This is a genomic window from Rhizobium sp. TRM95796 (assembly GCF_025779995.1).
GTDB lineage: Bacteria > Pseudomonadota > Alphaproteobacteria > Rhizobiales > Rhizobiaceae > Rhizobium_E.
Map to the genome: position 1 here is coordinate 41,922 of NZ_JAOXHE010000006.1, position 14,126 is coordinate 56,047.

Below are 14,126 nucleotides of genomic sequence, written 5' to 3' on the forward strand. Positions count from 1 at the left end.
AACCAACTTTCCATCGGAGACAGAGGGGACACCATGACCATCGGAACACTCGACGGCGCGCCGCCCAAGGACCGGGCCATCGCACAAAAATTCTATTTCGCCGCCTGGAGATGGCATTTCTACGCCGGCCTCTATGTAGTTCCTTTCCTGATCATGCTCGCGATCACCGGCATGGTCATGCTGTGGTTCACCACCATCGCGCCCGAATATGGCGAACGCATCGCCATTCCTGTCGGTCAGCGCGCCCTCAGCGTCACCGATCAGGCCGCGGCGGCGTTGCAGGGCCATCCCGACGGCAGGATCGCCAAATACATCGCTCCTTACAGCCCCACGAATCCGGCGCTGTTTCAGGTCGATCTCGAAACCGGAAACCGGATGGTCGCGCTCGATCCCTATACCGGAAAAGTGGTGCAGGATCGCGCTCAGGACGGCACATGGAATGAACTCGCCAACGACATCCATGGCACGCTCTTGATCGGCGCGGACGGCGGCGTCGGCGATTTTATGATCGAGATCGCCGCCTCGCTCGGCATCATTCTCCTGGCGACCGGGCTCTATCTGTGGTGGCCTCGAAATCGGCAGAGCTGGCGCGATGTGCTGGTTCTGAATCTGGCGGCGCGCGGCCGCGCTTTCTGGAAGTCGCTGCATGTGACGACCGGTTTCTGGATGTCGATCATCCTGTTGTTCTTCCTGATCTCCGGGCTCTCCTGGGCCGGCGTCTGGGGCGGCAAATATGTGCAGGCCTGGAGCACGTTTCCGGCCGAGAAATGGGATAACGTTCCCCTCTCGGACAAGACCCATGCCGAGATGAATCATGGAGCGGAAAAGGATGTTCCCTGGGCGCTCGAACAGACGCCTATGCCGCTGTCGGATGGACAGTCAGGCGTTGCGGGCCTGCCGGAAGGAGTGCCGGTGGTGCTGCAGAACATCGTCGCCTATGCCAGGACGATCGGCTTCGACGGACGCTTCCAGGTCAACGCGCCCGCAGATAAGAGCGGCGTCTGGACCCTGAGCCGGGACTCGATGAGCTATGACAGCATCGATCCGACTTCGGACAGGACAATCCATATCGACCAATATTCGGGACGCGTGCTGGCGACGGTGGGCTATGCCGACTATTCGGTTCCCGGAAAAGCGATGGCGGTTGGCATCGCCCTTCACGAAGGGCAACTGGGCGTATGGAACTTGGCTCTCAACGCCCTTTTCTGTCTCGCCATCATCGCCATCTGCGTTTCGGGCATCGTCATTTGGTGGAAGCGTCGTCCGCAGGGCAGCCTCCGTCTCGGCGCGCCGCCGATGCCGGAAGGAATGCCGATGTGGAAAGGCGCCGTGTTTGTGATGCTGGCTCTGAGCTTCATCTTCCCCGTCGCGGGCCTGACCCTGCTTGCGGTGCTGGCGCTCGACGTGATCGTGCTCAGCAACATCCCGCGGCTCAAGGCCGCCTTGAACTGACCGTTGCCGTCACGGGCCGTCCTTGCCGGCCCGTGACGGATACATGCTCGCGCCCAGCCGCGCCCCCACCTGCAACCGGGCTGTATTCTCGCTATTTCCGCAGCCTGGGTCGATCCCGCGAGGTTGCCTGTAGAGGGGAACCTTCATCGAACGCCACCGTTGGACACGGGCATGACCGAAAGGAGACCATTATGGCCCATGCGAGCAAGAAGCACTTCGGGGAAGGCAGCAGCGGCAAAGGCGACGGTTCCGGCGCAATGACGCATATGAACATGAAGCTGATCGGCGAGAACGACATCTTGTCCAATCGCGACAAGTCTCGCCATTCCGAGGGAAGAGGGCTCGACAGCAAGGCGATCGCATCAGATCAGTATCAGGACCACGCCGCCAATCGGCAGGTGCCGGTCGACGAGATCGACGACGTGTTCGATCGCAATTAACCGAAGTCGGCGCCGCGCCGGCGCCGTTACATCGCCACCGACACTGAAGATGGAGTTTCGACGGGACTGTATGTCCCGTCGGACATACACACGCGTGCTCCTCGGACGCCGCAGAAATGAAGGGCGAAAGCGCAACGGCAGAGATTGCCGAGGGATAAGCAGCCAAGCTGTTCGGCGACCGGCATCCGCGCGCGCTCCGCCCGAAAGCGATATGTGGCGGAGACGCCGATCGCGACAAAACGCCGCATCAATCGCTTCGCGGCAGGCGCGATGCTCCGCCGCCTTCCGCGGAAGCGGAATATTATTCCAGGCGCGATCACAATTCTAAGCTTACCGCGCAGTCAAGCCGAAGCAGCGACGGGCCGCTTCCAGCGAGTGAGCCTGCGAACGACTGCATCATGGAAATGTTCTCTCCACCTATAAAGAGCATATTTTTGCTTTCACTCGCTATCCACAGCCGAAAAAACTCAATCAATCGGCCTGTTTCTCGCATTGCTATAGCGAGCGCCCTTCTCTAACCAAAAGTCAGTTTCCTTTCCGGGTATTCCGTGCAAAGCTGGGCGCATGACGAAATTAGTGACAAAGAAGCCAAACCCATCCGGTCCCCGGCGAAATCTTCCGGCGCATGAGCGTCGGCAGGAACTGCTGGACGCTGCGATCGATATTTATGCGCAGAAGGGCATGGCGATCACGGTGCAGGAACTGGCGGACCGGGTTCATGTCACCCAGCCGCTCGTGCACCGCTACTTTCCGACCAAGGTGGACCTGCTGACGGCGATTTCAGACGTGGTGCAGAACGGTCATTGGGATCCGCGCTGGCGTGAGATTCTCGTCGACCCCGGCATGCCGTTTCCTGAACGGCTCGAAGCCTTCTACGCATATTATCTGCCGAACATTCACAAGCCCCGCTGGTTTCGGGCGTTCATGTTCCTGTCGCTTTCGGAGCCAGCTTTCGCACAGGCCTATCTCAACAAATTCAAGGTTCAGCTGTTCAGCGAAATCGTCGAGGGCGCGAGACGTCAGTTTGGTTTTCCCTCGACTGCGGATCACGCCGCGACCGAACGGGAATATGAACTCGTCTGGAGCATGCATTCGTCGCTGATCTATGCGGGGATCCGGTTTTCGATCTACGAGATGCCGCCGCTGGCCGACATGGAGATCGTGATGAAGGATCAGGTCCGGGCGTATCTCTCCGTGGCCAGGGATGTCATCGAGCACGAATTGGCCGCCTGATCGTCAAGCCTGGCTCGTCGCGGCCGCCCCCTTCTTACGCTCCGACAACAAAGCCAGAGCGCCGGCAACCGCGATCAGCGCCGCGCCGCCGAAGACGTGCCATTGCGGCTGATCGCCCCAGATCGCGTAGCCGAGGATGAACGCCCAAACCAGAGACGTGTATTCGAACGGCGCGAGCAGGGAGACGGGCGCGCGGCGGATACTTTCGAAATAGGCGAACTGCGCGACGCCGGCAAATATGCCGACGCCGGCCAGCAAGGCCAGGAGCCCCAGGCTGACGGGCGTCCACAGAAAAATACAGGCGGCGCCGGTCATCAGGATGAAGAAGCCGCTGGAGATCGCCATCTGCACCAGCGTTCTCTCCGCCATCGCCGTCTTGCGAAGCAGAATGGCCGAAAGCGCCCAGAACACCGCCGCCGACAAAGCCAGCGCCACCGGCCGCGACAGTCCCAATCCATCCGCAAACGGGTCGCTCGCGAGCAAGACGCCGCAGAAACCAACCGCCACTGCGAGCCAGCGCAGAGGCGGCACATATTCCTTCAACATCGGCGCGGCCAGCAGCGTCACGATGACAGGCGAGGCGTAATAGATCGTGGTGAGTTGCGCGAGACCGAGATCACGCGAGGCGGTGTAGAAGGTCAGCCAGGCGAGCAGCAGCAGCACGTTTCGCGACAACATCGGCACGAGCACCGGCGACCGGGCCATGGCGACCGGCAAGTTCTTGCCGCCCACAGCAAGACACAGCGCCAGGATAACCACGCTGCGCACGAACAGGATCTGGGCGATGGGCAGGCCGACGGCCAGGAATTTGACCGAAGCGTCCTGCAGCGAGAACAAGAAATACGCGAAGACGGTCAGCGCCACGCCGGACAACACGGTCTTGTTCACGACGGCCTCGCAATAACCCGTTTCATATGCAGGGCGTCATTAACGCCCGGCGGCACAGACTGTGCAAGCGAAAATTTCCAGGCCTCAAGCCCCGGTGGGAACGCATCAGCGAAAGCGCGTTTCGCCCAGCGGCGCGCCGCGCGCGAGGGCCGCCGCGAGGGCTGCGCGCTGAGCCGGGACGATTTCCACCAGCGGGGCCAGCAGCGGCGATATCTCGGGATAAGCCCAGTCGCGATCCGGTCCGATCAGCCGCACCGCGCCGCCCGCGCCGCGAATATCCTCGGCGAGGGCGAGATTGGCGGTCAGATCGATATCCTTCGGGGCAAAGCCGATGACTTGGAATGCGCGGCCCACCGCCTCGATCGGACCATGGCGGAAAATGCCGCCCGTCATCGGCGTGGCGGACATATGCGCGATTTCATGAAACCAGAGCGCCGCAGCGCGGGCGGAGCCGACCGAGGGGCCGCGTCCGAGCACATAGAGCGGACCGTCGTCCTTGGGGAAATCGCCTTCCATCGGCGCGGACACCAGCGCCTGCACCGCCTGCGACGCCGGCTCGAAATCGCCGCGCTCCAGCAGGCCGGGACGCCCCGACAGCGACAGCAGCACCGCCATCGCTCCCATATAGGTCTGCACGGCGAATACAGTGTCGCGCGGGCTGCCGACGATCAAGGGGAGATGCGCGCGGCGGGCGAGCGCGCCCGGCTCCTCGTTGGTGACGCCGATGGTGATGGCGTTGAGCTCGGTCATCGCATCCAGCAGTTCGACCGTCTCGTTCGTCTGCCCGGACTGGGAGATGACGACGACGACGGCATTGCGGCAAAGGAGGAGACGATGCCGGACGAGTTCACCCGTTTCGATGAGATTGGCGTTCACGCCCATCGCCGAGAGGTGATAGACGAGCGGCACGGCGACATGAAAAGACGCGCCCATGCCGGTCACGATCACCGGACGGCCGCTGAGCACGGTCGCCCGCGCGCCGTCGAGCGCCATTCGCCCTTCGCCGAACATTCGGTCCAGAACGATCGAGAGCGCCTGAGGTTGATCCTGGACATCGCGTTCGACGGTTCTGGGCGTTCTGGACATGAAGACGGGGCCTTTGCATATCGAGCATGAGCGGCGACAAGACGCGGGGGCCGCCAGCTTTCGCCAGAAATAGCGGAAAGCCGAGACGAACACAAAGCGCGTCGACGCATGTGACATATGCAGGAAATGCAGCCGTTCGGGCTGCGGTTCCACGAGGTTTTTCCGGACTTGCTAGGTTCCCAGCGCCTGGACCGCGCCGCCGATCGCCAGCACCCGCTCGTCCTGGAAACGATGACCGACAATCTGGAGGCCGACAGGCAGGCCATCGGGCGTGAAGCCCGCGGGGACCGACAGAGCCGGGCTCTGCGGCAAGAGATTGAAGGGGCACGTCATATCGAGGCCGGTAAAACGGTGGTGTTCGTCGTCGCCGACAAAGTCGTCGTCGATACGCTCAACGCTCGGCGCGGGAATAGCGCAGGTCGGACAGAGCAAGGCTTCGCGCCCTGTCAATATCGTCGCGAGTCCCCGCCACATCTCTGTGCGCAGAAGTTCTATGCGCTTGATGTCGACGGCGCCGAGCCTCAGGCCGCACTCGATCAGCTTGACGATTTCCGGATCCATCCGATCGCGCCAGGCTTCCAGCCGTTCGCCGAAATAGGCGGCCATGAACACGCACCAGAGATCGTACCAGCGATCATTGACGGCGCGGGTCCAGCCGAGATCCACTTCTTCGATCATTGCGCCGGCGCGGCGCATGCGCTCCACCGTCTCGGCGATCGCCTGGCGGACGCCGGCGTCGATCCGGTAATAGCCTAGGTCGTAAGAAAGCGCGAAGCGCCGACCGCGCAGGTCGAGCGTCTGACATTGTGCGGCGTCGAAGCCGATGGGCGCCGAGGACATGTCCTCATCGCTCGGGCCGGACGCGGCAGCCATGAAGGCGACGGCGTCCTCTGTGCGACGGGCCAGCGGGCCGAAATGCGAGATATCGTCCAACTGGCTCGGCAGGATGGTCATGGGAATGCGCCCGAAACTCGGCTTCAGCCCGACCACGCCGCAGAAGGCGGCGGGGATGCGGACCGAGCCGCCCATGTCCGTGCCCTCGGCAAAGGGTACGACGCCCGTGGCCACCGCCACCGCCGAGCCGCCGGACGAGCCGCCCGATGTCCGCGAAAGATCCCAGGGATTGCGGGTGACGCCGAAGCGCGGGCTCACGGTGAAACTGGAAAAGGCGAATTCCGGCGTCGTGGTCTTGCCCATCAGGATCGCGCCGGCGGCTTCGAGGCGGCGCACCACCAAAGCGCTTTCATCGGGTGTCCAGTCGCCCGAAGACCATGAGCCGAGCGTGGTTATATCGCCCTTGGTCGGCGTGAGATCCTTGGCGGCGAAGGGCACGCCGATCAGCGCGCCCATGACGTCGCCGCGCGCGACCGCGGCATCTGCGGCCACAGCCGCCGCCATAGCCTGTTCTTCGCGAAGTAAAGCGAAGCAGTTGGCAGCTTTTTGAGCGATGCGCGCCCGGCGCAGGCTCTCGACCATGATGTCGACGGCCTTGAAGCGGCCGGAGCGCACGCCCTCGGCAATCTCCAGAGCCGGCAGGTCCAGCGCATGGCGATCGAAGCTGATTTCCATTGCCTTTTTCATGAGAGCGTTCCAAAGCATCGTGAACGCGGTAGCGCGTTCTGAGGTCGGGGGAGAAGCGGATGGATCAATCCGCGACGATGAATGAGGCGAAGCTCGCCGCCTTCGCTGCGACTTTCGCCGAGGCGGTGACCGCGATCGGCGAAACTTCGTTTCCAGAACGTCTGGCGAGGGCTTTGCGGGCGCTTTCGCCTTTCGGAATGATGAACGGCTTCTATTACACCGCGGACGGCGGAGCCGGCGATCTCCACAATCTGCATGACCGCGAGCGGCACGGCGTGATCGTCGATCACTACCTCGACGGCGCCTATGTGCTCGACCCCTTTTACGACGCGGTCAGAAGCGATGGCGGCGAGCGGCTTCTGGCCATGCGCGCGCTCGCGCCGGACGATTTTTTCGACAGCGAATATTTCCGCCGCCATTACCGGACGACGGGCATCATCGACGAAGTGGGTTTCGTGCTCGATCTCGGTCCCAACTCGACCGGCGTGCTCTCGGCCTCGCGCATGGAGGGCGAATCGCTGTTCAACGCCGACGACATCCGGCTTCTCAGCCTGTTCGCGCCGCTGATCTGCGCGGTCGCGCGGCGACACTGGCAAGGTTCGGGAGACCGTGCGGCGGCGGCCGGCGCGGCGCGCATCGAACATCCGCTTCTGACCAAGCGGGAGACGGAGATCGTCACCCTGATCCTCAAAGGCCATTCCAACCTCTCGATTGCAGCCGTTCTCGATCTGTCGCCGAATACGGTCAAGGTGCACCGGCGGCAGATCTATGCGAAGCTCAAGATCTCCAGTCAGGCCGAGCTTTTCCATCTGTTTCTCGCCTGACGGGAGCCTTATCCCGGATTATTCGGCGAAATCCATCTCCGGCGGGGCGCGGCGCAGACCACCCGTCAGATAGACGAGATAGACGGCGCCGACGGCTAGCCATACGAGACCGAGGATCTTGGCGTTGCCGTCGAGATTGCCGAGCAGATAGAGATCGCACACGGCCGCGACGGCGGGAACAACCAAGCCGACGAGAACGCCCGAAGCGCGCACCTGCGCTTCGCCGCGCAGATAGAGGGCGATCACCGAGAGATTGACGGCGGTAAAGGCGAGGAAAGCGCCGAAATTGATGAAGGAGGTCGAGGTGGTGATGTCCATGAACAGCGCCAGCAGACCGACAACGCCGACCATGACCAGATTGATCACCGGGGTGCGCCAGCGCGGATGAAGCCGCGCGAAGATCGCTTTCGGCAGGACATCGTCGCGGCCCATGGCGAAGAGCAGCCGTCCGACGCTCGCCTGTGCGGCGAGACCCGAGGTGAACTGTGCGACGATGAGGGTAGCGAGGAAGATCGCCACGAAGGCGTCGCCGCCGATCTTGGCCGCGATTTCGGTGGCGGCGGAATCGACCGACTGGAACACTGCGCCGGGATGGGCGAGCTGCGTGACATAGGAGGAGAGCACAAAGATCGCGCCGCCCGCAACGGCCGTTATCAGAATGGCTTTCGGCATGGTGCGCGAGGGATCGCGCGTCTCCTCGGTCAGCGTCGAGACGGCGTCGAAACCCAGGAAGGAATAGGCCGCGATCGCCGCGCCGGCGATGGAGGCCGAGAAAGGCACGTCGGCCTTGAAGAAGGGCTCGACGGAGAGAAGACCGCCGGGGCCTTGCGCCGCGATGACATAGCGCGCCGCCAGCGCCACGAAGGCGACGAGCACGAGAAGCTGAACGGCCATCAGGATGAGATTGACGCGGCTCGCGAAGACGACGCCGACGACATTCACCAAAGTGGTCAGGAGAATGAAGGCGAGGATCCAGACGAAGGCCGGGACATCGGGAAAGGCGGAGGTGAGATAGGCGCCGCCGATCAGCCAGATGACCATGGGCAGGAAGAAATAGTCGAGCAGGACAGCCCAGCCGACCAGAAAGCCGACATGGCCGTTCAGCGAGCGGCGCGCATAGGTATAGGCGGAGCCCGCAACGGGATAGACGCGCGCCATGACGCCGTAGCTGATGGCGGTCAGCAGGATGGCGCCGGCGGCGATCAGATAGGCCATCGGCGTGGTGCCGCCGCTGGTGGTTGCGAGCGCGCCGAACGTGCCGAACACGATCATCGGCGTCATGTAAGCAAGGCCGAACAGAACGACCGACCAGAGGCCGAGCGCGCGTTCGAGTTTGATAGGCTGGTTCATCTTCGCCTCCGGAGTTTTTCTTGGCGCCGTCAGACGCTTTCCTTTGAGGCCTCGCCACTTTCTAGGCGAGGCAGGCGACGATGATGTCGAAAATGCGGCGACGGCGACATAACACCAAGGGGTTATGTCGCCGTCTGAAAATTCCGGCACGAGACGCGATCAGTCTTCGCTGCACGCGCGAGAAGAGGAGCGCCCGCGATCAGATCTCGCTCGCGGCGATCACGCCCTGCGCCAGCAACTGGTCGATGCGCGCCTCGTCATAACCGGCTTCCTTGAGGATCTCGCGGCTGTGCTCGCCGGCGAGCGGCGCGCCGCGTTCGACGGTGGATGGCGTCTTGGAGAAACGGATCGGAAAGCCCGGCGTCTTCACGCGTCCCTCGGTCGGATGGTCATATTCGACGAAGGAGCCGTTATGCTTGATCTGCGGGTCGTCGACGAGATCGGCGTAGCCATAGACCGGGCCACACCAGATGTCGGCGGCGCGCAACAGTTCCAGCCATTCCGCCGATGACTTCGTCTTCAGCTTCTCGCGCGTCTTGGCGAAGATTTCATCGCGGCGGCTCCAGGTGTCGACCTCGTCGTTCATGGTCAGGAAGCTGTCTTCGCCGATCACCTCGCCCAAGGTTTTGAGCTTGGGGAAAGCGACGATGATGAAGCCGTCGGACGTCGCGAAAGCGCCGTAGGGCGCGCGAATATAGACATGCGCATGCGGCTCGGCGGAGCGCTTCTGCTCCTTCTTGCCGACCGTGAAGACGGAAAGCTCCTGCATCTGGATGGTGGTGATGGCGTCGAGCATGTTGACCTGCACCAACTGCCCCTCGCCGGTGCGCTCACGATGCAGCAATGCCGCGAGCACGCCCTCGAAGGCTGTATAGGCGGTGATCGCGTCGACCAGATATTGGCCGGCGGCCGTGGGCGGCTCGCCTTCGCGGCCGGCCGATAGCATGGCGCCGGACATGCCCTGCAGCACGAGATCCTGGCCCGGACGATCGACATAGGGCCCGGTCTCGCCATAACCCGACATCGAGACGTAGACGATGGACGGATTGATCGCAGACAGGCTTTCGTAATCGACGCCGAGACGCTTCGCGACCCCAGGCCTATAGTTCTGCAGGAAGACGTCGCAATCGCGCACCAGGTCCATCAGCACAGCCTTGCCTTCGGGCGCTTTCAGGTCCACCGCAAGCGACCGCTTGTTGCGATTGAGCGACAGGAACGACACGTTGACCCGGTTGCCGCCCGCCCCGCCGGCCGAGACATGCCGCTGCCATTCGCCCGTTACGGGTTCGACCTTAACGACATCGGCGCCGAGATCGCCCAGGCGCTGCGCCGCGAACGGCCCCGCCATGGCGATCGAGCAATCGAGAACACGATAACCGCTGAGTACGCCCACATCTTCCTCCCACAGGTGCATTTGTGCTTGGCCTTACCCTACCCGCATTCCCGATCCGGTCAAGAGTGAGCGCTAACATTTTGGATCGGATTTTTCTTTCGTGTTCGGCGTCAGGCGCTCTGCCGGATGACGAGTTCGTAGCCGACATCGATACGCTTTTCGGCGGCGAGCTGTCCGCTCATCGCGGAAAGCAACATTTTGCCGGCCCTGCGGCCGATCTCGCCGGCAGGGATGCGGATGGTGGTCAGGGCCGGATTGAGGTGACGCGCCAATTCGAAATCGCCGAAGCCCGTAATCGCCAGCCTTTCGGGAACGGCGATCCCCTTCCGCTGGCTGGCCAGCAACGCGCCGGAAGCGAGAATATCGCTGGAAAAGACCAGGGCGTCGGCGTCGGGAATTTCCTTGAGCGCCCGCTCGAGCAGACGCGCGCCGGCATCCATGTCCGCGCCGCGGTCATGCTCTACGACCAACATCGGCTGTGGGTGCGCCGAGAGCGCCTGCATCGCTTCGACGAAGCCGGCGCGCCGTTCTTCGGCGCGCGTATCTCCGCGGGTCATGACGCCGCAGAACACGATCCGCCGCCGTCCCCGACGCGTCAGATGCTCGACGAGCAACCCCATCGGCTCTCGGTTCGAAAATCCGACGACACCATCCAGTGGATCCTGGACGAGATCCCATCCCTCGACAACGGGAATGGCCGCACGTTTCAACAAAGCGGTAGTTTGACGACTATGGCGCGCGCCGACGATGAAGATGCCATCGGGCCGCCGGCCGAGAAGCCCGCGAATGACTTTCTCTTCCATGTCCAGATCGTAATTGGTGGCGCCGAGAAAAATCTGGTAACCGCCGGCGTCGAGAACCTCTGAAAAGCCCTGGATCGTGTCGGCGAATACCGAGGCGGCGATGGTGGGAATGATGGCGGCCACCGTATGGCTGCGCTGTGAGGCGAGATGACTGGCGGTGAGATTGTGCACATAATGCGTGCCGGCGATGGCCGCCCGGATCGCCTCGGCCGTCTTTTCGGTCACCGTGTCGGGAGCGCGCAGAAACCGCGACACGGTCTGCATCGACACGTTGGCGGCGCGGGCGACATCGGCCATGGTCGCGCCCTCGCTCTTGCGGCGCGGCCGGCGTTGCGGCGTCTCCTTCTCCATTCCGTTCTCCCGCCTCGTCCTGTTTCCCTAACCGATCCAAGCCATGCAGCATTGATACGCCAATGCTCACCTCACGCGCGTCCGCCAAGATTTCATAGAAGATGTGAACGGATTGTTTAGGCCGCACAGCGATGATCCATGTTTCAAAGCGCGGAATGGACTCGATGCCAAGCAGAACAATACAAACCAGCGAGTTGACGGCGTGAAACCACTGCCTGCGCCACGCACATTGCCCGATTGGATCGTGACGGAGATACTCTCTGCGCTCGACTTGTTGCCGGCGCCTGCGGTTTTGGTCGACGAGCGGTTGCGAATATCCGGCGCCAATGAAGCGGCGCGTCTGCTTCTGCCGTCGATATCAGCATCGTCTTCACTTCTGGACCAGGCGGCCGTCGAAGACGGTGACAAGCTGCGCAACCTAGTCATCCTGTGCCTCGATAGTCCCCGCAGCGCCGCGGGCCTCGATCTAAAACTCGGATCGGCGGCCGCGGAGCGCAAGTGGCGCAATCTTCAGGCCAAACCGGTCCCCGGATTTCAAGGTTTTTTCGTCGTCACGATCCTCGATATCCATGCCGCAAAGACGACGCAGATCGAAACGCGCCACTGGGAAGAACGCTGGAACGCGGCTCTGGTCGGCTCCGATCTCGGCGTCTGGGATCACGATATTAGGCGCGGCATCTATTTCTATTCCGGCAAATGGAAAGAAATTCGCGGGCTTCAACGCGATAGCGACGTCGAAGCGGACTATGAAACCTGGATCGGCGCCGTCCATCCAGACGACCGCGACCGTGTCCGCAGCTATATCGAAAAACAGGCGGCGGGCGATCTGTCGGTCACGTCTTGCGAATATCGGGAGCGGCGCGCCGACGGCGAATATGTGTGGATCGAATGCCGTGGCGCCTGCTTCGAGACTTTCTCCGACGGGACCGCCGCCCGCATCATCGGCACCGACCTCGACATAACCGCGCGAAAGGAAGCCGAGGGACAGATCGAGAGGCTGAAACAGCGTTTCGAACTGGCGCTGGAGGCCACGCGAATCGGGGTCTTCGAAGCCGACATCGCCGACCAGACCGTGCAATTCGACGACACGCTTCTTGAGATTTTTGGGCTCCCTCCCGGCTCGAACATCATGGGAGGAGACGACTGGCTGCACATCATCCATCCCGACGATCATGTCGCAGCGACGCAGCGCATTGACGATGGAACGGCATCCGGAACCGACTTCTCGAATGATTTCCGGATCATTCGCCCCAGCGACGGAGCCCTGCGGCATATTCGAGCGCGGGCGGCTCGCTTCGTGGACGGCAATGGCCGGCAGAAGATCATCGGCGCCAATTGGGATGTGACCGACGACATTTCGGTTCGCGACGAGCTGGAGCGCGCCAAGGTTCTCGCGGAGACCCGCAACACCGAGCTCGAAACCATTCGCACCCGCCTGGAATTCAATGCGCTTCACGACGATCTGACGGGGCTTCCGAACCGGCGCTACCTCGACGAGACGCTGGCGCGTCGCTCGGGAACCGCGGGCCTGGCCATCCTTCATATCGATCTCGACCGTTTCAAGCAGATCAACGACACGCTCGGGCATCGCGCCGGCGACTTCATGCTGGGCCATACCAGCGCCGTTCTCAGATCCACGGCCGGGCCGGACGATTTCGTCGCCCGGATCGGCGGAGACGAATTCGTCATCGTCTCCCCGTTCGAAGGCAATCTCTGCCGGCTACAGGCCATGGCGACGCGGATCATCGACCAGTTGCGCGCGCCGGTTCATGTGGACAAGACGCCCTGCCGCGTCGGGGCCAGCGTCGGGATCGCCTTCGACGCGCGGTCGGATTGCGACGCGACGCAATTGCTGCAGAACGCCGACATGGCGCTCTATCGCGCCAAAAGCAACGGCAAGAACCGCTACGAATTCTTCACCATCGAACTGCAGGACCAGATCGTGGTCAAGAAGCGGGTGTCGGACGAGATCCTCGCTTCGCTGGAACGTGGTGAGTTCATCCCCTACTTCCAGCCGCAATTCGATGCGCGGAGCCTCGATCTCGCCGGTCTCGAAACGCTGGCGCGCTGGGCCCATCCGCTCGAGGGCATCTTGCCGCCGGCCTCCTTCCTGGCCATTGCCGAGGAGCTCGACGTTGTTTCGGCGATCGATGCGATGGTGATGGAAAAAGCGCTCGACCATATGAAGGCGCTCGGCGCATCGGCGCCGAAGATCTCTTTCAACATCTCCGTCCGGCGGCTGAGCGATCCCGAACTGATGACCAAGCTGGACAGGTTGCCGATACCGCCGGAGAAAATCTCGTTCGAATTGCTGGAAACGATCTTCCTCGACGAAAGCGAAGGCGATCTCGCCGCCAATATCGAGGCGCTGCGCAGCCGTGGCTTCGGCCTTGAAATCGACGACTTCGGTTCCGGCCACGCCTCAGTCATCGGTCTTCTCAAGGTCAAGCCGCATACGCTGAAGGTCGACCGCGCCTTGATCAAGCCGATCGTCGAAAATCGGGAACAACGCCAACTGGTGGAGGCGATCATCGGGATCGGCCATTCGCTGGGCATGAAGGTGACGGCGGAAGGCGTGGAAACGTCCGCTCATATCGATCTGCTGCGCGATATGAATTGCGACCTGCTCCAGGGCTTCGCCCTCGCCAAGCCGATGAGCTATACGGACCTGCGCGGCTTCATCGCGCGGCAAGACTGGCGGCGCTGAGCGCCGCCAGCAAAACAA

General features: G+C 62.6%; 11 protein-coding genes. 5 read left to right on the forward strand and 6 right to left on the reverse strand.

The annotated features are described in order from the left end of the window. The first annotated feature begins 33 nt into the window (after positions 1-33). From OCK01_RS14330 to OCK01_RS14340, 3 genes are all read left to right on the forward strand, one after another. Complete coding sequence (locus OCK01_RS14330) at positions 34-1,452, forward strand: PepSY-associated TM helix domain-containing protein (RefSeq protein WP_263824518.1); 1,419 nt, start codon at positions 34-36, stop codon at positions 1,450-1,452. Between the two features lie 191 nt (positions 1,453-1,643). Continuing rightward, positions 1,644-1,892: a hypothetical protein gene (locus OCK01_RS14335; protein ID WP_263824519.1), complete on the forward strand. Its 249-nt coding sequence runs from the start codon at positions 1,644-1,646 to the stop codon at positions 1,890-1,892. 576 nt (positions 1,893-2,468) lie between these two features. Beyond that, a complete protein-coding gene (locus OCK01_RS14340) occupies positions 2,469-3,125 on the forward strand; it encodes a TetR/AcrR family transcriptional regulator (RefSeq protein WP_263824520.1) in 657 nt (218 codons plus the stop codon). 3 nt (positions 3,126-3,128) lie between these two features. Here OCK01_RS14340 and OCK01_RS14345 read toward each other — a convergent pair whose 3' ends face one another. The 3 genes from OCK01_RS14345 to OCK01_RS14355 all read right to left on the reverse strand — a co-directional run bounded on the left by OCK01_RS14345 (position 3,129) and on the right by OCK01_RS14355 (position 6,680). Beyond that, positions 3,129-4,013 carry a DMT family transporter gene (locus tag OCK01_RS14345; RefSeq protein ID WP_263824521.1) on the reverse strand — a complete coding sequence of 295 codons (885 nt, stop codon included), beginning with the start codon at positions 4,011-4,013 and terminating at the stop codon, positions 3,129-3,131. 105 nt (positions 4,014-4,118) lie between these two features. Then, positions 4,119-5,099: an SIS domain-containing protein gene (locus OCK01_RS14350; protein ID WP_263824522.1), complete on the reverse strand. Its 981-nt coding sequence runs from the start codon at positions 5,097-5,099 to the stop codon at positions 4,119-4,121. A gap of 171 nt (positions 5,100-5,270) precedes the next feature. After that, positions 5,271-6,680 carry an amidase gene (locus OCK01_RS14355; RefSeq protein ID WP_263824523.1) on the reverse strand — a complete coding sequence of 470 codons (1,410 nt, stop codon included), beginning with the start codon at positions 6,678-6,680 and terminating at the stop codon, positions 5,271-5,273. Positions 6,681-6,739: 59 nt separating this feature from the next. On the opposite strand from OCK01_RS14355, the gene OCK01_RS14360 reads away from it, so the two are divergent. Next, positions 6,740-7,504: a helix-turn-helix transcriptional regulator gene (locus OCK01_RS14360; protein ID WP_263824524.1), complete on the forward strand. Its 765-nt coding sequence runs from the start codon at positions 6,740-6,742 to the stop codon at positions 7,502-7,504. An 18-nt stretch (positions 7,505-7,522) separates the two neighbouring features. On the opposite strand, the gene OCK01_RS14365 is transcribed toward OCK01_RS14360, so the two are convergent. The 3 genes from OCK01_RS14365 to OCK01_RS14375 all read right to left on the reverse strand — a co-directional run bounded on the left by OCK01_RS14365 (position 7,523) and on the right by OCK01_RS14375 (position 11,401). Further along, on the reverse strand, positions 7,523-8,854 hold the full coding sequence (locus OCK01_RS14365; RefSeq protein ID WP_182827357.1) for an APC family permease: 1,332 nt from the start codon (positions 8,852-8,854) through the stop codon (positions 7,523-7,525). Positions 8,855-9,053: 199 nt separating this feature from the next. Next, positions 9,054-10,247, reverse strand: coding sequence for a CaiB/BaiF CoA transferase family protein (locus OCK01_RS14370; protein WP_263824525.1), 1,194 nt, complete (start codon positions 10,245-10,247; stop codon positions 9,054-9,056). Between the two features lie 110 nt (positions 10,248-10,357). Next, positions 10,358-11,401, reverse strand: coding sequence for a LacI family DNA-binding transcriptional regulator (locus OCK01_RS14375; RefSeq protein WP_263824526.1), 1,044 nt, complete (start codon positions 11,399-11,401; stop codon positions 10,358-10,360). Between the two features lie 244 nt (positions 11,402-11,645). On the opposite strand from OCK01_RS14375, the gene OCK01_RS14380 reads away from it, so the two are divergent. Continuing rightward, positions 11,646-14,108: a bifunctional diguanylate cyclase/phosphodiesterase gene (locus OCK01_RS14380; protein ID WP_263824527.1), complete on the forward strand. Its 2,463-nt coding sequence runs from the start codon at positions 11,646-11,648 to the stop codon at positions 14,106-14,108. The last annotated feature ends 18 nt before the right edge of the window (positions 14,109-14,126 follow it).

What these genes read in the sequence shown, in the direction of transcription:
- OCK01_RS14360 (WP_263824524.1), top strand. Translation starts at nt 6,740, where the DNA reads ATGGATCAATCCGCGACGATGAATGAGGCGAAGCTCGCCGCCTTCGCT.
- OCK01_RS14330 (WP_263824518.1), top strand. Translation starts at nt 34, where the DNA reads ATGACCATCGGAACACTCGACGGCGCGCCGCCCAAGGACCGGGCCATC.
- OCK01_RS14350 (WP_263824522.1), bottom strand. Translation starts at nt 5,099, where the DNA reads ATGTCCAGAACGCCCAGAACCGTCGAACGCGATGTCCAGGATCAACCT.
- OCK01_RS14375 (WP_263824526.1), bottom strand. Translation starts at nt 11,401, where the DNA reads ATGGAGAAGGAGACGCCGCAACGCCGGCCGCGCCGCAAGAGCGAGGGC.
- OCK01_RS14335 (WP_263824519.1), top strand. Translation starts at nt 1,644, where the DNA reads ATGGCCCATGCGAGCAAGAAGCACTTCGGGGAAGGCAGCAGCGGCAAA.
- OCK01_RS14365 (WP_182827357.1), bottom strand. Translation starts at nt 8,854, where the DNA reads ATGAACCAGCCTATCAAACTCGAACGCGCGCTCGGCCTCTGGTCGGTC.
- OCK01_RS14355 (WP_263824523.1), bottom strand. Translation starts at nt 6,680, where the DNA reads ATGAAAAAGGCAATGGAAATCAGCTTCGATCGCCATGCGCTGGACCTG.